Genomic DNA, 19,070 nt, shown 5'->3' with positions numbered 1-19,070 from the left:
GGCGAAAATTGACCCATCATTTCCGAGATCTTCTTTGAAACCATCCGGTACCTCCGGCAAAAAAAGGAGTTTCCTTGGCCTATCAAATTCGAAACCCGGGAAACTAATGAAACTATTATTTCAATATAGTAGCACTATGAAATTGCAGTTTCATACTCCGAATGCAGGTGATTTAGTAGTTTCAAAGGCGATGGAGAGCGGTTATAGATATATATCTTCGATTATCGCACAGAATCGTTTGCTTAATTCGTGTGATGGCCGGGGAATGTTGACAGCCTCCGGATCTTCTTCTCTTAAGGTCGTCGATGCTAAAATATATTCAAGCGAATTAGGAGGTGTAAATCATGAAACGTGTTCTTATCTTATCTCTTTTTTTAATGCTCGTTGCTGTAACCCTTGCGAATTTGGTCGTGTACTCTAGTGTCGATGAGGCGAACGCCAGGAAGATCCTCAACGCCTTCGTCGAGGAGACGGGAGTAGGCGTCGACTTCGTCTTCCTCTCTTCCGGCCCGGCACTGGCCAGGATCGAGGCCGAGGTTAACAACCCGCAGGCCGACGTCTGGTTCGGCGCGCCGCTGGAAAACCACATAATAGCCAAGGAACGCGGTCTCACCCAGCCTTACAAGACTCTGAGCGTGTACGGAGTTTCTCCGGAGTTCTACGATGTTGAAGGCTACTATCACCCGATCTACATGAATCCTCTGGGGATCGGAATCAACACCGCCGTTTTGGAACAGATCAAAGCTTCGATGCCCGTAACATGGGAAGATATCCTCTCGACCAGCCTGAGCAGAATGATCCAGTACCCCAACCCACAATCCTCCGGAACGGCCTACAGTCTCATTACAGGACTTATTCAAATCTACGGTGAGGACGGTGCGATCGACTATCTCAAAAAGCTGGCGCCAAACATACAGACCTACACCCAGAGCGGCACCGGGCCGTCTAAGGCCGTAGGACCGGGACAGGTCGCGATGGGCATCCAGTTCACACCGGCCTTCTTCCAGTTCATGGAACAGGGTTACCCCGTAAAGGTCGTCTTCCCCAAAGAGGGAGTTCCATACGAAGTGGCCTCCGTATCGATACTCAAGGGTGCCAGGAATCTGACCGACGCGCAGAAATTGATCGACTGGGTCGTATCGAAAGCCGGTCAGCAGCAGATCGTGAACCAGCAGACCTATTTCTACCCGATAAGATCGGACGTCGATTTCGGCAGCCTTCAGCCGCTCTCGACCATCAAGTTGCTACCGGTCGATCCGGTCTGGGCGGCCGAAAACAAAACTAGACTCATCGAGAGATGGATTGACGAGGTTCTTCCTTACTGATTCAATGATTGAGAGACTTTCCGGGAACTCCAGAGCTCCCGGTCAATTTGATTTCATGAACCAAACCGTGAGGGCGAGCTCCTGTTCGCCCTCACGTACAGGTTAATGGCGATTTCGAAGTATGTCGGGGAGGGAGCGTTTGTGGCTTTCAGGAGTGAAGAGACCAGGAACAGATTGCTCAATCTTCTAAAGGACCCGGTTCTGCTTTTAACTATAATAATCATCTTTGCCGCGCTGGCGATATTCATAGTCTATCCGATTTTCAAGGTCTTCTCCGCGAGTCTCATAGATAAAAACGGACAGTTCGATCTAAGCGCCTACACGAAGGCCTTCTCCAACAGGTACATGAGGCAGGGCTTTTTCAACAGCCTCCTCGTCGCCGGGCTAACGGCCTTTTTCGGAATGCTGATCGGTTACATTTTCGCCTACACCATCAACAGAACGGACATCCCCCTGAAAGGGTTCTTCAGAACGGTGGCCGTTCTCCCGATAGTCTTTCCGCCCTTCATAGGGGCGCTGTCGATAATCATGCTGTTCGGCTTCAACGGATTCATAACAGCCGGGATATTCGGTATCCGGAACTTTCCCGTTTATGGCCTCTGGGGACTTATGATGGCCCAGGTGGTCTGCTTCTTCCCGGTCGCCTTCATCACGCTCGACGGTGTCATAGGGACGATAAGCCCGACGCTGGAGGATGCGGCCTTCAACCTGGGCGCCAACCGCTGGCAGGCCTTCCGCAAGGTTATACTTCCCATGTCTATTCCCGGCATCGCCAGCACGATGTTGGTGTTGTTCATAGAATCGCTGGCCGATTTCGGCAACCCTCTGATACTGGCCGGCAGTAAGTTCCCGGTGCTATCGGTGCAGGCCTATCTCCAGATAACGGGGATGTACGACACCCGCGGGGGCGCGGCGCTCGCTGTGTGGCTCTTATTCCCTTCGATAGTCGCCTTCATAATTCAGAAGTACTGGGTCGGAAAGAAGAAGTACGTGACCGTCACCGGAAAACCGACCACCTCGGTCCTCAAGAGTGTGAACAGACCGGTTAAGTGGTTGCTCTTCTCACTCTGCATGCTGATGGCAGCTTTCACTCTGACTATCTACGCCACGATCTTCTGGGGGGCCTTTGTAAAGGCCTGGGGCATGAACAACACGCTGACGCTGGAGAACTTCAGGTACGTCTTTGACGTCGGCCTCGAAGCTATCAAGGATACCCTTATCATCGCCTTCACATCTACGCCCATTTCGGCGCTTTTGGGAATGGTGATCGCCTTTCTGCTGGTCAGAAAGCTATTTCCCGGCAGAAAGCTCATGGAGTTCACATCCCTGTTAAGTTTCGCCGTTCCCGGAACGGTTATTGGCATAGGCTACATCCTGGCTTTCAACACGAAGCCCTTTCTGCTCACCGGGACTTTGGCGATCCTGGTTTTGAACTTCGTCTTCAGATACGTCCCCGTCGGTATCCAATCGGGGGTGGCCCTGCTCAACCAGGTCGATCCGGCGATCGAAGAAGCCGCCTACACGCTGGGTGCGGATAACCGTCAGGTCTTCACGAGAGTTACGCTACCTCTGATAGTTCCCGCCTTCTTCTCAGCCTTGGTCTTCGCCTTCGTCCGGGCGATGACCGCCATAAGTGCTGCTATCTTTTTGGTATCGGCCCGGTGGAATCTGATAACTGTTCAGATTCTCAGTCAGAGCGATTCCGGCCGTCTTTCGGAGGCCTGCGCCTTCTCTGTGATACTGATAGCGATGATAATGGCCTTCATACTGGTGTTGAAGATTTTCCTCAAGAACAAGGTCAGTCTTTCCGGAAGTGAAAGCATGGGACAGGGGTGATGCTATGAGTTTAATTCTGAAAAACGTGAGAAAGGTCTTCACCAGTTACGGTGTGGAGACTGTAGCCGTAGATAACTTCGATCAGGTGATCGAAAAGGGGCAGTTAGTGACATTGCTCGGCCCGTCGGGTTGTGGAAAGACTACCACGCTTAGAATTATCGCAGGTTTCGAGGTCCCAACCAGTGGAAGGGTTCTTCTCGATGAGAGGGATGTGACAAACCTCCCCCCTAACAGGCGAAACATTTCGATGGTCTTTCAAAGTTACGCGCTCTTCCCTCATCTGACGGTGGAGGAAAACATCGCCTTCGGCCTGAAACTGAAAAGGCTGGATCGCTCCGAGATGAGGAGAAAGATTATCGAGATGACCGATCTGGTGGGGCTTAAGGGTCTTGAAAAAAGGAGGCCGGATCAACTGTCCGGCGGTCAGCAACAGAGGGTGGCTCTGGCCAGGAGCCTGGTCATGGAACCAAGCGTTTTACTCTTCGACGAACCTCTTTCTAATCTCGATGCGAAGCTGAGGGAAACGATGAGGCTGGAAATAAGGCGTATTCAGCAGGAAGTGAATATCACGAGCGTCTATGTTACGCACGATCAGGTCGAGGCCATGAGCATATCGGACGTGATAGTTGTCATGAATCAGGGAAAGGTCATGCAGATCGGCAGTCCGTTCGATATATACGCCCGTCCCGAAAACAGCTTCGTCGCCGATTTCATAGGCCGGGTCAACTTCATCGACGGGACTGTGGAATCCGTCGATGGCGATACCGTAGTCGTTTCGGTAGGAGCGACCGGCAACATGATAATCGGAAAGAGGGGAACCGAGCTTGTGCCAGGCGAGCCGGCCAGGGTGGTGCTGCGGCCCGAGTCGCTGTCGGACCGAAAGGAAGAGCGGATCAATTCTTTGAGCGGAAAGGTGTTGAAGTACGTCTTTCTCGGCTCGAACGTCGAATACGAACTGGAGCTGTCCGACGGTAGAAAGATAAACGCGGTTACCTTCAACCCGATCGAGCGAAAGCTGCCGGTAGTGGGTAGAGAGACGGAACTCTACTTCTCCAGAGAGAGCGCCTGGGTGATAAGAGCTTAAAATGGACGGTCACGACGCGCTGACTTATTATTGTCTCGATCTGGAGAGCGACTACGTCAACGAGAGGGTAGAAATAACTCCCTACTCCTACGCCTCCGTCGATCCCGGACCGTACAACCCTGCCCGAAGCGCTTTCGAGGATTATCTAGGCGAGCAGTACATGGTTGATTCCGACCATGAGCTTTATCGTCCCTTCTTCGATAACTGCAAACCTGTCGATGGGCGGGCGCCGGTGTGGCAGATTCTCACGGTCTACTCTTACGAGCCGGATTTCGGAATGGATGGAAAAATGGCGCTCTCGCCACTGCAAAGACTCATGGGTTCAAGCCAGGCCTGGCGCCACGAAGAGTTCCACATGGGGCTGCGCTTTGGAAGGGTAACGGAAATGGTCGAATACTTCGACAGACTAAGCCGGATCGCCTTCGAAAGGGGCGATCGCTACTGGGGCTTCAGGTTCATGGCCCGTACCGTGCATTACCTCCAGGACAGCGGTACGCCATACCACACCTCCCCCGGAACCACGGGAGATATCCTCATGATCCCGCTCGCCTATAGAAAACAGTTCAGAAAGATAAGCAACTACCACAAATTCCACGACAGGTACACGGGTTACCGGCTCTGGCGTGGGTACGGGCCGTTTCTGGAGGCCATCCGATTGGCGGCTCTCTCACATGGCCTCAGCGACACGGGAAAGTTGGCCGTAGAGGCCAGAAGACGCGGCCTGAGGCTGGTGAAAGATCTTCAGTCCAGCATAAGGACGGTCGCTGGAGAGGGATTCGACACTCTCGACGGATTTAGGGGTGACAGGGCTTACTTCGACGAAGTCTCTCGAGAGAGAGAGACGAAAGAGCTGGACATTATAACGGCGCGTTTCCTGTCGGGGATGGCCGGGCTGGTGAAATCGTACCTGAAGACGGCCTTCAGTCGCTGAACTCGAAGCCCTCTTTGAAGACCTCCAGGCAGGCCTTTACGATGGTAGTATCGTAAAGCCGCCCTGCGTTTTTTCTTATTTCCTCCAGAGCCGCATCGATTCCGAGCGCTGCCCTGTACGGCCTGTGGGAAGACATCGCTTCCACGACATCGGCCACGGCGATTATCCTGGCCTCCAGGCATATCGAGTCGCCGGTGAGCTTATCGGGATAACCCGAGCCGTCCAGCCTCTCGTGGTGTTGCCTGACTATTTCTGCGATCGGCCAGGGAAAGTAAACATCTTTCAGGATTTCGTATCCCTGTCTGGCATGCTCCCTCACCAGTTCGAATTCGATCTTGTTCAACTGAATCGGCTTGGTGAGTATCTCGGTCGGCACGGCGTTCTTCCCTATATCGTGCAGCAGCGCCGCCACCCTCACCGACTCGATTTTGTCCTTTCCTTGGGTATCATCTGCGAACAATCTGGCAGCGATAGCGGTAGCCAGTTCGCTCACCCGCTTCTGGTGACCGTAGGTGTAGGGATCCCTAGATTCGACCAGAACCGAGAGAGTCTTTATGAGAGACTCGAGACTTCTCCTGACAGAATCTTCTGCCTTTTTCCTTTCAGTTATATCGACTATCACGGCCACGAAGACTTTTCCCATGTTGTCGTCATGAAGTTGCAAACGTACCTCGACGGGATACTTCGAACCGTTCTTTCTCGTGTGAACGGTTTCGAAGACCACCGAGCGGTTCTCACCTTTTTTCAGGTAATCGATGATCTTTTTGAACTCGGCGGGCGAGGTCTCTTTTTTGAGATCGAGCGGTGTCATCTCCTTCAATTCATCCATCGAATAGCCTGTGTTTTCTATCGCGCCATGGTTTGCCAGCAGAAAACGGAGCGTTTCGTGGTCGAAAACGAAGATCTCGTTGGCCGACCAGTCGAGCACTCTGCCAAGCCGGGTCGCCATGATCTCGGAGAGCTTCCTGTTGGTTATGTCCAGAGCGATGCCGCCGATCGTGGGAGTATCGCTCCCGGAGGAGATCGGGAACTTCTGCACGAAGAAGATCCTGTCCCTGCCGTCGGTACATCTGGCCATTAACTCTTCGGAAATACTCTCGCCGGGCCGGACTTTTCTGGCATCCCCCAGCATGGATCTGCCCCATTCACCTGAGAGGAACTGATCCGCGCCCTTTCCAAGCCAGCCGCCGTCAAGCCCGAAATACTTCTCCATGTACTTGTTGAAATAGCTGAGCCTGAGATCTCTGTCCTGCATGAAAACGGCTCCGGGAAATTTGTCCATGAAGAGTGCGAATCTCTTTTGAAGACTCTCTCTCTCGTTTTTCAATTCGATCTTACTTATGGCCAGGGCTATGTCGTTGGCTATCTCTCCAAAGAGCGACCTCTCTTCGAGGTCCTGTGAAAAGTTCTCCGGCATGATGGCGGCGATGAAGCCGGAAATTCTATCGCTACTCTTCAAACTCTTCAATAGAACCGCATGTCCGGTCTGGTCGTCACCGGAGAGGTTGGATCTGCGATACTCCTCGTTCGGGATCATCAAAACCTCTTCGCTGGTTAAAACCCGGGTTAAGAAGGGCGGAAGCAGGTTCTCTCTCAAGGCCATCTCTACCTTCTCGAGCTTCGCTCCTTCGAATCCCGAACTGGACCAGTCGACGACCTTCATGTTCTCATCCAGAATAACGAGGAGAGATTTGTCGTAACTCCTGAGTCCGGCGAGGAGGTCGGTTATCTTCCTGATGAGTGTACCCCTGTCCTCTTCTCTCACTATAAGCTGGTTTATGCTCCTTATAGATAGAAGAACTCTGTTCAGGTGCTCCAGCTTCTTCCTGTTCCGCAGCGAGAGAATCCCGTAGGAGAGATCTCCTGAAAGCTCTTCCAGAAGATGAACTTCCTCTTGATCGAAGGCGTTTTCATCGGAGGAGTATATGTTGAGGGCGCCGATGGTCTCCCCTTCTATCTTCAAGGGAAGCGATATCGCCGACTTGAGCCCGTAACTGTCGATCATATTTTTCCAGGGCGAGTATTCCAGGCTTTTATCGATCGAGCTCTTTATAATGGTCGTGCCGGTCCTCACCGCCGTGCCGACAGCGCTCCTTCCCAGCTCGCTTTCGTCGAAGGTGACGCTGATCTTCCCTGGATACGTGCTTGCCAGACCACTCGAGACAACCGGCTTCAAGTCGCTTCTGGAGGGAACTTTGTAGGCTATCCAGGCGAGGGCATAACCGCCAAACTTCGTGGCGATGTCGCACGTTCCTTTGAGAAGCTCCTCCTCGTCGGTCACACGTACCAGGAACTGGTTGACCTCACTCAGGAAGGAAAGGGCTCTGTTGTACCGCCTCAGCTCTTCCTCGATCCTGTGGTGTTCGGTGAGGTCGGTGTGAGTTCCCACCATCCTCAAGGCTCTGCCCTGAGCATCGCGAAGAACCACCTTACCGCGGTCGAGAATCCATTTGTAAGAGCCGTCTTTGGTCATGACTCTGTGCTCGGCCTCGTAATAGGGGATCTCGCCGTTCAGACATCTCTGCAGTTCTCTTTCGACTTTTTCCAGGTCGCCCGGAAAGACTCTCGATTCCCACTCATCTAACCTGTTCTCTATCTCAGAGTCGGAATAGCCCAGCATCTCTTTCCATCTTGGCGAGAAGTAAACCTCTCCCGTCTCGACGTTCCAGTCCCAGACTCCTTCCCTGCTCGCCTCTATCGCGAAACTCAGCCTTTCTTTGCTCTCTGTGAGTTCGTTGAAAAACTCCACTCGTTCTATCGTGCTTCCAAGATCTCGCGCGACCGTCGCGAGAAGCTTCTCCTCCTCGGGCAGAAACTCCAGAGACCGGCCGCTTCCGGCGGGAGAATAAGAAACCTCTGCGCAACCGGCTTCACGGCCTTCGATAGTCAGTTTGCACCGGATAGATCTGTCGGGGAACCATTCCTCTCTCGAAGAATAAACCCGACCGTCTATTAGTACCCGTGAAATCGCACTGTCGGGAAACTGAAAAGCCGGGGGAAGAGTTTGTAGAACGGCCCTGACGGCCTCTTCTACAGTTCTGGAATCGGCGAGAAGCTGGGAGAGAGTATAAAGACAGTTCAGCTCCTTTATCCTCTCTATAAGAGCCTGCGACGCGTTTATTGAATTGTCCTGATAACTGCGGTCCAAGTTATCCTCTCCCGAAAGACGAACTATATGGCAATCGTACCATTTTTCCCTCGATTTATTGCAAAGATGAAACCATATTTCCCGGTGGGAATTGTGATTGTCAAGTCATCGGAAGAGCCTTTCACCGTTTCTTACCGGTCTGATCTTGAATAGTTTATTGAAAGCTTCGGGCACTTCTCGCCGCATTTCAGGCAGACCAGACACTCCGACGTGTCGATCTTCATTCCATCCTCTTCCCTTTCTATGGCATCGACGGGGCAGACACGCTGACAGATGCCGCAGGAGACGCAGGTCGGTTTTTTGACGCGCATCCCGAACAACGGTCGCTTTGAAAAGAGCGACAGGAGCGTACCGAAGGGACAGATCCATCTGTGCCAGAACTCCTCTTCAAAGAAGAGAGTAACCAGTACCGACAGCGCCGTTATGTAGAGAAGCAGGTTAACTTTCAGATGGAAGAGTCTGGTGGCGACCATGAGCAAGAGGAACAGAGCGAGAACAATCCACCTGAAGGCGCTTCCCCTGAAGAGTTTGGGTGTCTTGAAGCGTTTGATTCCGAGCTTTGAGTAAAGCCAGTCGATTGGTCTGAATAGTGTCTCCATGGGACAGATCCAGCCGCAGTAGATTCGCCCGAAAACCAGCGATGCGACCAGTCCGCCTCCGAATATCAGGAACCACTTCTGAAGGCTCCTCTCTCTTAGCAGAAAAACGAACAGGGCCAGAAACAGTATCTCCACTATCACTCTCGCGGTTGCAGCGCTTTTCTTCATCATAAGATCTCCCCCTTCAAGTACAGTCTATCTCGAAGGGAGCTTCCGGTATGTGATATGTGTCACACTTAGATGAAGATTATTTCGTCTATTGAATTTTCGTTCTCGAGGGGATTCCGATGGTCGAGGGCTTTTTTCTCAACGATATCAAAAACCTCTGGAGGAGCGTGAGTTTGGTGGAAGGCGCCTTGTCGATCCTGTGGTATTCGACGACGGTGTCTTTGCCGTCGTGAGCTATTACGAAGTAGTTCAGGTCGTACCGGGGGTAAAAGATCGACGGGAAAGGCCATATGAAAGATTTCACTCTTTCCAGCCTCTCGAGCCAGGTGCCCGTGTTGATAACGTAACGATCGCCGTCTTTCAGGAGAAAGGGATTGTGCGTGTGGCCGAAGATGAAGAACCTTATCGATCCGTCGTTTTCGAAGACCTTTCTCGCGCCTTCGAGGTAGGCCTGCTCTTTTTCAGCCTTCTCCTTCTTCTCGTAAACGAGACCGTACCGCTTGAGTGCCGACTTTATGTCCCTGAAAACTATGAACAGCGGGATCGAAACCACAACGAATATGATCAGCATCAAAACATCTATTCCGATGATAGTATCGACCACGTCCCCCACGACGCCGAAGGATTTGAGCGTGTCTTCGTACAGATACTGTACGGTGTTGAGCCCGAAGATATCTAGGATTCCCATAACAAAGAGGACTATACTGACCGCGAAGAAGAAGAGAAAGGGCACGATCGCCAGCCTCAATATGGGATGCATCTCCAGATAGAAGTAACTCGAAAACATCCATCTCGGCAACGCGTTCAAAGGCTGCACACAGCGAACGTTAACCAGCCAGTTCTTTCTGCCCATTCTGGATATGAGGCCGGCGAGCGACAGGAGATATCTCGTTATGTAGAAGCCGGCCGGTCTGCAAAGTTCAGAGCCGGGTTCGTCGATTTCGTTGAACTTGTCGTGCTGGTGGCCGTGTTCTATCCAGATCTTCTCGCCGGCGATTTCTCTCATCAGGTGTTGATTTTCATCCAGAAAGATGTTGTATTCGCCTAGCTTCTCTTTCGAACCTGGATAGCCAAGCACAGTGTGATCGTGGTTTCCCACTATGTAGGTTATCCTGACGGATTCCCCGGCCTTCCTGAAGGCCTCGAAGACATCGGCGTACCTGTCGAGAACGAAGGAAAGTTGACCGGGTCCTTCAACGGTGGAGAGCTCCCAGAAACCGAAGAGATCGCCGGCGATGATCAGTTCGACGACTTCATCGGAGCGATCGGTCTCGCTCAGCGAGTTCAAAAAACTTATCAGCTCGGATTTGAAGGTTACATCCTCCAGTTCCCCGTCTCCGCCTATGTGCAGATCGCTGATGATGTAGTACTTCTTTTTCTCTCCCATTCGACGCCCCGCGGTCTTGAAAATCGGCTACCCTTATACTTTATCACACCTGTGAATTTTTTCGCGTCCGAGTTTAGAGATATGAAGATCGAACCGCTAACGGCTGCAATCCTTAAAACTCTTCACATCCCCGATCTTAATTGAAGAGCACGTAACTTTCAAACCGCAGTCCCACGGTCTGCCCGGGCTGGAACTCCTCGCCGGAGGAGGCCTCCACACGGATCTCTTCCTTTCCCAGCGCCACACGGTAATCGAGTATATTGCCAAGATAGACTTTCTTGGTCACTTTTCCTCTTATTGAGCTGCTATCGGGAGGGACTAGCTTTACGTTCTCGGGCCTGACGGCAAAAACGAAGCCCCCCTCGCTGCTCTTTCCGGTGTTTTCGAGGTTCACTTCAAAAGGCGGAGTCTCCGGAGAGGATGTGAAAGTGGCCATCGTACGAGCGTCCCGGTCCGCGACGTCTATCTTCAAGAAGTTTATCAGGCCTATGAAGTCGGCGACGAATTGATTTTCGGGACGCTCGTACAGGTCCCTGGGTGTCCCGAGCTGCTGCACTCTGGCGTTGTGGAGCAGGAGTATCCGGTCGGACATAGCCATAGCCTCTGCCTGGTCGTGAGTGACGTAGATGATCGTGACGCCTATTCGGCGCTGAATGTCCTTTATTTCGAAGCGCATCTCCTCTCGCAGTTTCGCGTCGAGGTTGCTTAGAGGTTCGTCGAGCAACATGACGTCAGGCTCCATGACCAGCGCCCTGGCAAGCGCGACGCGCTGCTGTTGACCACCCGAAAGTTGGTGGGGATAGCGTTTCTCCATTCCTGTCAGCTTAACCATGGAGAGAACCTTCAACACCCTCTCTTTCATCTCGTCGGCACCGGTCTTTTTTATCTTCAGCGGGTAGGCGACGTTCTTGAAGACGTCCATGTGCGGCCAGACGGCGTAGTTCTGGAAGACCATGCCGACATTTCTCTCTTCCGGAGGAACGAAGATCTTTTTATCCACCGACGAGACGAGTCTCTCGCCGATGAAGATCTCCCCGGTCGTGGGCATGTCGAAACCGGCGATCATTCTCAACGTGGTGGTCTTTCCACAGCCCGAAGGGCCGAGAAAGGAGAGAAACTCACGATCGTTGATTTCCAGGTCTATGTTATTTACGACATTCACTTCACCGAATGACTTCGAAAGTCCCTTGAGAACAACTTTTGACATTCGACTCGCTCCCCTCTATATTCCAACTTTTCCCCTGGTGAGCCACTTCACCAGGAGGTTTCCGGCTATGACGATCAACAGAAGCAGGGTGGCAAAGGCGGCCGATATCTGCACGTATCCGGCCTCCTGCATTTCGAACACCGCGACGCCTATTGTGACCGTCCTGGGTCCCCAGAGGAGTATAGACATCGTCAACTCCCTCAGGGTCGGCATGAATATCAAAAACCAGCCAGCCACGAGGCCGGGCCTTATCAACGGCACGACTATATCTTTCAGAGAAGTGAGCCAGCTTCCGCCAGAGATCCTGGCCGCCTCTTCCAGCGAGGTGTGTATCTGTTCCAGAGAGGCCGACGTCGTCCTCACGGCGAAGGCCACGTAGTGTGCCACATAAGCGACGAGGAGTATCCAGAAGGTGTTGTAGAGGTTCACCCCGTAATTGCCCGACCAAGCCAGTATCATCGCTATCGCCACCACCGTACCCGGTATCGTGTAGGGTATCTGCGCTATGGTCTCAAGGGCCTTGCGGCCTCTTATTTTCGTTTTAACGCTTATATAGGCAATCAGAGAGCCCAGTACCATACAGATCGTCGCGGCCGAAATAGCCAGCAGGAAGCTGTTCTTCAGCGCGTCTTTGGTGAGCTTGTATTCAAAGAGGATGTACCTGTAGTTCCTGAAGGTGAGATTCTCCCAAGTTATGTCGGCGCCCCAGGCATCCAGCAGCGATGTCAGGCCTATGGAGAAGAAGGGCATGATGACGGCTACAAAGACTATCGCGATGGCGACGATCAGGCAGGGTATCTTCCAGGCACCCAGATCTAGCGTCTTGGGCCTCATGCTCTTTCCAGATATCAGGGTGTACTGTTTCTTCTTGAGGTAGAAGTTGTTTATGAGTAGAGCCCCCACGGAGATTGCCATCAACATGATCGACAGGGCCGAAGCTGTGGCTATTCCGTTGAAACCACCGCTGTGCATGTAAGAGTAGATCATCGTCGTCAGAACGAAGACCCTTCCCTGCATTCCCACGAGCGCTGGAATGCCGAAGTTGGCTATGCTCGAGGCGAAAACCAGGAGCGCTCCTCCCGCTATGCTCGGAGCGACAAGAGGAAGGGTGATATCGCGCATGATCTTCATCGTCTTCGATCCGCACGTTCTTGCTGCCTCCTCGAGCGTCGGGTCCATCCTCTCGAGCGCCCCGGCCACGGTTATGAACACGAAGGGGTACAGGTAGAGCGTCATCACCCATATGAGGCCCGGCATGGTGTTGACGTTGAAGACGTATCCTTCTATGCCGAAGATCGACTGGATAAGCCTGTTTATATAACCGTTTCGCCTGTTGAGCAACTGAGACCAGGCTATCGCGCCGATAAACGGCGGGATCATGTAGGGTAATATGAACAGTGTTCTGAAGAGCTTCGCGAAAGGAAGGTTGGTTCTGGTAACGAGCCAGGCCAGCGGCGCCCCCAGAAGAATGGAGAAAAGCGATGTGAAGAGACCGAGCTTGAGACTGTTGAAGAGAGCCGTATAATTTCTCTTCGCCTGAAAGACCGTAGCGTAGTTTTGAAGCGTGTAGGCCCCGTCGAATTTGAAGCTGTTCAAAAACAGCAGCGTCAGGGGAAAAACCACGAGAATGGCTATCACCACGAAAGTCCCGCCCAGAATGAAGGGATCGGCCTTGATCTTTCTCTGCAACAAGGGTACCACTCCTCAGGATGAAAGTAAGACCCGGCCTTTCACGGCCGGGCCGAAAACCATCAGAACAGCATGATATCGGAGAAGTTCGTGTTGATCTCGGCGAGTCCTTCTTCGATATACTTCCAGTCGATTTCCATCGCCTGACCGAGTATCTCGCCGGCCGGCGGCGTGTTGGCCGGGGGATTGACGTCGCTCCGGACCGGAACCAGCGAACCAAGTTCGACCTGTGCCTTCTGGCCGTCGATAGAGAGGATGTAGTTGACGAATTTCATGGCGGCCTCCATCTTCTGCGACGACTTCAAAATCGCGATGGGGCTCGGGATGGCTATCGTTCCGTCGGTGGGGTAGATGATGTCGATCGGGCTGCCTTTGACGTTGAGGTCGCGGGCTATGTAGTCGAGAGTCATGCCTATCGGGAACTCCCCGGCCGCAACCTTCTGCGCGACATCGCTGTTTCCCCTGACAACTACGGCCTCGTTCTCTCTCAGATCTTCGAAGTATTTCCAGCCGTATTTCTTGGCCAGCGCGCCGACTGCGGCAACGGCAGCGCCCGAGTACTCTGGGTTGGGCACGACGTAGTTGTCGTACCACTTTTCATCCGTCAGTTCCTTCCAGGATTTGGGAGCCGTTTCCGGTGTGAGCGCCTTGGTATTGTAGGCTATAACCATGTTGATAAGCCTTCCAGCGTAGTAATAGCCTTCCGGATCCTTGAAGTTCTCCGGCAGTGCCGAGGCCTCCTCGGGGTATATCTGCGCCAGAAGACCCTGTTTCTTCAGAGTTTCATAGTAAGAGAACTCTGCGACCCAGAGAACGTCGGCCTGTATATTGCCGGACTGCACTTCGGCGGCGAGCTTGGTCTGGATGGTTCCGGTACCGGACCTGAAAACTTCCAGCTCGATACCGGGGTTTGCAGCCATGAAAGCATCGGCGATAGCCGTCATAATTTCCGTTGGAACCGAGGTGTAAAGCATTATCTTCTCGGTTCCAAAAAGCACCGCGCTACAGATCAGTAGCAGAATTACAATTGCGTACTTTCTCATTAGACAACCTCCTGCACCGGCCCGGGAAACTATTCCTTCCCGTTAAGCCCGAAGATGTTTGGAATTTCATCCAGTTTTTTCAGCGCTTTCAGTTTCTCTTCGTCCCTTTCTGCCAGATAGAGGACCAGGGCGTTGAGTATCGCCATCGGGACGACCAGCGAGTTCAATAAGGAGACCGGCCCTCTGTTGGCTACCAGAGTCACATCCGACCTCAAAGCCAGCTCGGAAACGGTACTGTGCGTGAGTGCGATCGTAGGGATCGACCGTTTCTTCGCGTAGTCGAAGGCCCTGAGTATGTCCTGTGAGCAACGAAAGAAGCCTATACCCAAGAGAACGTCCCTATCGTTCATGAGAAGAAGCGTCTCGTAGAAACTTTTCCCACCGCCGGTGACGACCCTGGTGTCGATCTGCATTCGTCTGAACCTGAATTGGAGGAACTTGCAAAGCGATTCCGACACGCCCTGCCCTGTCACGAAGACCCTCTGAGCGCCTTCGATAAGGTCGACGGCACGATAGAATTCATCCGGCGAAACCTTGGAGATGCCCTCTTTCAGGTTTTCTACCTCGGCCGTCAGCAATCGTTCGAAAGATGTCTCGCCGGATTTTATCTTCCTCACCGTCGCCGACATCTTCTCGGCCGGAGTCAGCCTCTCCTTTATCAGATCCTGGCTGTGCTGCCTGAGATCGGTGAAGCTTTCGTAGCCAAGCGATCTGGCGAACCTTATCACCGTAGTTTCGCTCACTCCGAGCCTCGCCCCCAGCTCTCTGGGAGAGACGAAGGCGATGTTTTCCCAGTTCTCGAGGATGCTGTCGGCGATGAGCTTCTGGGACTTAGTGAGGGTGGGATAGACCTCCCTGACCCTGTCGAGAATAGTCACATCTCTTTCCAAGAGCCCTTCCTCCCGTTTATAGTCCGTAATAACACTCGCCTTTACCCTCTACCAGTGCATCATACACCGGTTTTGTTTTCCCTGTGTAATCTTTGCTTCTGTCCAGGGCGTAACCCCTTCCAACAGCTGTTACGACTTCGGTCTTTCCGAGTTCTTCGCGGTACTTCTCGAGCAGGTCGACGGCGCTTCTTGGCGGCGCGCTGCGACCGTCGAGTATCAGGTGCGAAAAGATTCTCTCTATATTCTTCGACTCGGCCACCTTCGAGATCGACAGAATCTCGTTTATATTCCCGTGCGAGCTGGCCTCAGAAAGCATGCCTATCAGATGAAGGGAGGCTCCACCTTTAACGCCGTTCAATACCCTCTCGAGAACGGGGTTGTCTTCGAAGCGGCGTTCTATGACTCTCATCAGCCTGAGTTCGTCCTGCTCGATCAACCTGCCTGCCCCTATGGTGAGATGGCCGGTCTCGGAGTTGCCGCTCCTCCCGTGTGGAAGTCCCACGTATTCCTCGCTGGCCTTAAGCCTTGTGAAGGGAAACTCCCTCTTCAGGAAATCGAGGTTTGGAGTGGAGGCGGCCTTCAGCGGATTGATGGAGGGATCGTCGCTGCCCTCTCCCCAGCCGTCCAGTATGACCAGGACCACGCCGCTCGAGACGGGAACTCTCTTGAGAAGTGAGCGGCCTGTCATCTCCTCGGGTTTGCGCATGCCCATCAGCGAGAGCACCGTAGGAGCCACATCTACCAGAGAGCCGCCATCTCTGATTATATCGCCCTTCCCGAGCCGGGGGTTGACCACTATGAAGGGAACCGGCGCCGTCGTGTGGGAGACCGAAGGGGTGCCTTCATCGGAGAAGCCTCTTTCCATGAGACCGTGATCGGCTGTGATTATCAGCGTGCGCCCGAGGGATGTAGCCTGGCTGTAGATCGCGCCCAGCGCTTTGTCGATCTCTTCTGCGGCCTTCACCTTCAAGTCCATTTCCAGGAGATGGCCTATCACGTCGCCGGCCGGGAAGTTGATTATGATGAAATCGTACCTGTCCATCGCCTTCACCACGGCCTTTGCGATCTCGGCGCTCTTCATCTCCGGGTGGTTCTTGAAGTCCTTCCAGCTCGGTATGATCTCGGCTACCTGACCGGGGTAGAGACGACTGTGCCGGCCGTTGAAGAAGAAGGTCACGTGAGACTCCTTTTCAGATTCCGTCACCGCGAGCTGCTTCTTGCCTTCCCCGCTGAGAACTTCGCCGAGCGTTCTTTCCGGTCTGACCGGCGGAACGATCGGCTCTATCTTCGAGAACTTTTCGTGGTATTCTACCAGAGGCACGAAACGGAGCCTCGAAAAGTCGCGTACAGGAAAGGCTGTGAAACGCTTTTCCACGAAACTTTCCATGAGCTGGACCTCTCTCTCTCCCCTTCGACAGCAGAAGATAACCGTATCGCCATCCTGAATCCTTCCCGGCCTGCTCTCTCCGTCACACGCGACGAGCGGCGGGATCCAGTAATCGTTTAGACCTTTATCGTATTGACTGAGTATCGCTTCGCGGAGATTCACAAAATCACCTCATAAATTGGAAAGCGACTCTTTCCACCGGTGGATAACGTTCATGTTCTCTTCCAGCACCCTCATTCCATCTCCAGGTACGAAGCCTTCGATCGATACGGTGCCCTCATAGATTTCCGAGAGTTCCTTCAGAACAGGCAGAAAATCGTAAGCTCCCCTGGAGAGGGGGAGGTGAACTTTCTCCAGACTGGAGTTGCTCACGTGTACGTTGTAGATCTTTCTGAGTCTCTTCATATAATCGACGATACTCCCGTTCAGCTGAGCGGGCTCGACGGAGTCCTTGTAGTGGGTGGCGGCGTGGGCTATATCGAAAGTCGTTCCCAGAGAGTCGAGATTGACGATGTCGAGAAGGACGTTAAGATCCTCTGGAGCGACCACCAGTTCGCCCGGTTTCCTTTCCATAACTTCCACCCCGACTTTAATTCCCAGCTCTTTTGCCTTTTTACCGATCCTGAAAAGAGCCTGCGTCTGTTCCTCGAAGAAATCCTCCGGGCTGTCCTTGGAAGAGGACATATGTCCCGGGTGAACCGTTACGACTTCTATGCCTAGCCGGTAAGCTATCTCGAGAGCTTCGAGCGTCTGCCTGACCGACTCGGCCTTTATCCCGGGGTTGGAGGAGGTGATGTTGACGTCTCTAGTGGGAGCGTGAAGCGTACGCTTCAGCCCCATAGAATCCATGAAGCCGCGCAAATCTTCCAGCGAGGATCTCTCCTTCCACAGATGCTCGACCCAGATCTCAACGCCATCGACCTTCTTCTGCGCGAAGATTTCGAGGGCGTCCTTCAAAGGAAAATCTATCAGTACGTTGGAACTTAAAAGAAAATCCATCGTCTCATCTCCATCTTGAAGCTATCGCTGCAAAACTAACAAATATGTTGGTGACAATGAAGCTATCACTTCAGCAATAGAATATCACAAGAGACATGGAAAAATGAAACGCGCACAGAAAAAATCGAAGGCAATCCACCAGCACAGGATCGTGCGTCCCACAATTCACAATCATTTGATTTGTTCGAAACCACTTTTTTTGTATAATCCTTCCAATAACTCGGAGGGATTTATTTTGTCGATTTTGCGTGGGTTTATATTTATTGGCATGGTGATGTGCAGGGAAGCCCCGTTGCTCTGACAGGGTTATGTTGCTGTTAGAAATGCGGGGTGTCGCGAGACACCCCGTTTTTTTATTTTCTTCAGGAGGTGTTGTATGAAAAAGGTTTTACTGGTTCTGGTAGTCGTTATGGCGATCATCGTTTGTGGGGCTACTAAGGTGAAGATCGGAGTTACGCCGATCCCGTTCGTGGATATTCTCGAGTTTATCAGGCCTCAGCTGGAAGAGGCCGGTATTGAGCTGGAGATAGTCGTTTTCAGCGACTATGTTCTTCCAAATCTTGCGCTTTCTTCGAAGGAACTGGATGCCAACTTCTTTCAACACGCCCAGTATTTGAAATCCTTCACCGCACAGAGAGGGATCAAAGGACTGGTTTCGGCCGTCAATGTTCTCATAGCTCCGATGGGCTTTTACTTGAAAAAGCCGCTCGAAGATCTGAAGAAGGGCGATAAAATAGCCCTGATGAACGACCCGACCAACGAGACGAGGGCGCTGCTCCTGCTTCACAACAACGGCCTTATAACGTTGAAGGATCCGTCTAAGGCCGATTTGACGGTGAGGGATATACAGGACAACCCAAAGGGGCTGGTACTGGTGGAGATGGAGGCAGGTTTTGTGCCGAGAGTGTTCAAAGAAGACGACACAGTTGTGGGGGCGGTTCTGAACGCCAATTACGCCCTGTCGATCGGATTGAATTCACAGAAGGATGCCACTTTCGTTGAGGACAGCAATTCGCCGTACGCCAATTTCATAGTCGTTCGCGAAGAAGACCTGAACAGCCAGTGGCTAGCCACTCTAAAGCAGATAATCACGCGCGATGAGGTGAGGCAGTTCATCTGGGAGAAGTTCGAAGGATCCATAGTTCCCACTTTCTAGAACACAGGGATCTAGATTGTGCAAAGCGGCCTTCAATGGCCGCTTTTTAATGTTCAATACAGGCTGGAGGGTTTCAAAGGAAGGAGCAAGGCGTATAATTGAGTCGTCTTCAAAACTTTCAAGGGGAGGGGTTTAGGTGAAGAGATCACTATTTGCGCTATCTGTTGCCGGTCTGCTGGTGGTTTTTATGCTGAGCGGTTGTTTCATCATCACGCCGGTGG

14 protein-coding genes are annotated in these 19,070 nt (G+C 52.6%); 5 read left to right on the top strand and 9 right to left on the bottom strand.

The window, feature by feature from the left end:
• The first annotated feature begins 344 nt into the window (after positions 1-344).
• From PKX57_RS07560 to PKX57_RS07545, 4 genes are all read left to right on the top strand, one after another.
• Positions 345-1,325, top strand: a complete 981-nt coding sequence (locus PKX57_RS07560; protein ID WP_213922733.1) for an extracellular solute-binding protein — start codon at positions 345-347, stop codon at positions 1,323-1,325.
• Between the two features lie 141 nt (positions 1,326-1,466).
• Positions 1,467-3,161: an ABC transporter permease gene (locus tag PKX57_RS07555; RefSeq protein WP_472416625.1), complete on the top strand. Its 1,695-nt coding sequence runs from the start codon at positions 1,467-1,469 to the stop codon at positions 3,159-3,161.
• A 4-nt stretch (positions 3,162-3,165) separates the two neighbouring features.
• Positions 3,166-4,245, top strand: a complete 1,080-nt coding sequence (locus PKX57_RS07550; RefSeq protein WP_472416623.1) for an ABC transporter ATP-binding protein — start codon at positions 3,166-3,168, stop codon at positions 4,243-4,245.
• A 1-nt stretch (position 4,246) separates the two neighbouring features.
• Positions 4,247-5,176, top strand: a complete 930-nt coding sequence (locus PKX57_RS07545) for a phospholipase C/P1 nuclease family protein (RefSeq protein ID WP_472416621.1) — start codon at positions 4,247-4,249, stop codon at positions 5,174-5,176.
• Here PKX57_RS07545 and PKX57_RS07540 read toward each other — a convergent pair.
• The 9 genes from PKX57_RS07540 to PKX57_RS07500 form a co-directional block, all read right to left on the bottom strand.
• Positions 5,166-8,324: a PAS domain S-box protein gene (locus tag PKX57_RS07540; protein ID WP_472416619.1), complete on the bottom strand. Its 3,159-nt coding sequence runs from the start codon at positions 8,322-8,324 to the stop codon at positions 5,166-5,168. The two genes, PKX57_RS07545 and PKX57_RS07540, sit on opposite strands and share 11 nt — an antisense overlap.
• Positions 8,325-8,455: 131 nt before the next feature.
• The gene (locus tag PKX57_RS07535) at positions 8,456-9,091 is read right to left on the bottom strand and encodes a 4Fe-4S binding protein (RefSeq protein WP_470745574.1); all 636 of its coding nucleotides are present in this window, start codon (positions 9,089-9,091) and stop codon (positions 8,456-8,458) included.
• Between the two features lie 88 nt (positions 9,092-9,179).
• Positions 9,180-10,478 (bottom strand): metallophosphoesterase, encoded by a 1,299-nt coding sequence (locus PKX57_RS07530; RefSeq protein WP_214049089.1) that lies wholly within the window; start codon positions 10,476-10,478, stop codon positions 9,180-9,182.
• A gap of 136 nt (positions 10,479-10,614) precedes the next feature.
• Positions 10,615-11,685, bottom strand: a complete 1,071-nt coding sequence (locus PKX57_RS07525) for an ATP-binding cassette domain-containing protein (protein ID WP_214047304.1) — start codon at positions 11,683-11,685, stop codon at positions 10,615-10,617.
• A gap of 15 nt (positions 11,686-11,700) precedes the next feature.
• Positions 11,701-13,374: an ABC transporter permease subunit gene (locus PKX57_RS07520; RefSeq protein WP_213920968.1), complete on the bottom strand. Its 1,674-nt coding sequence runs from the start codon at positions 13,372-13,374 to the stop codon at positions 11,701-11,703.
• A gap of 62 nt (positions 13,375-13,436) precedes the next feature.
• A complete protein-coding gene (locus PKX57_RS07515; protein WP_472416617.1) occupies positions 13,437-14,417 on the bottom strand; it encodes an ABC transporter substrate-binding protein in 981 nt (326 codons plus the stop codon).
• A gap of 29 nt (positions 14,418-14,446) precedes the next feature.
• Positions 14,447-15,307 carry an SIS domain-containing protein gene (locus PKX57_RS07510; protein ID WP_214047305.1) on the bottom strand — a complete coding sequence of 287 codons (861 nt, stop codon included), beginning with the start codon at positions 15,305-15,307 and terminating at the stop codon, positions 14,447-14,449.
• 16 nt (positions 15,308-15,323) lie between these two features.
• The gene (locus PKX57_RS07505) at positions 15,324-16,856 is read right to left on the bottom strand and encodes an alkaline phosphatase family protein (protein ID WP_214049998.1); all 1,533 of its coding nucleotides are present in this window, start codon (positions 16,854-16,856) and stop codon (positions 15,324-15,326) included.
• A gap of 9 nt (positions 16,857-16,865) precedes the next feature.
• Positions 16,866-17,693, bottom strand: a complete 828-nt coding sequence (locus PKX57_RS07500) for a sugar phosphate isomerase/epimerase family protein (protein ID WP_472416615.1) — start codon at positions 17,691-17,693, stop codon at positions 16,866-16,868.
• Positions 17,694-18,069: 376 nt separating this feature from the next.
• Here PKX57_RS07500 and PKX57_RS07495 point away from each other — a divergent pair, with 376 nt between their 5' ends.
• Positions 18,070-18,849: a MetQ/NlpA family ABC transporter substrate-binding protein gene (locus PKX57_RS07495; protein WP_472416614.1), complete on the top strand. Its 780-nt coding sequence runs from the start codon at positions 18,070-18,072 to the stop codon at positions 18,847-18,849.
• The last annotated feature ends 221 nt before the right edge of the window (positions 18,850-19,070 follow it).

The organism is Mesotoga sp., from assembly GCF_035363035.1.
Classification (GTDB): domain Bacteria; phylum Thermotogota; class Thermotogae; order Petrotogales; family Kosmotogaceae; genus Mesotoga.
This window is presented reverse-complemented; position numbering and strand designations above follow the sequence as displayed.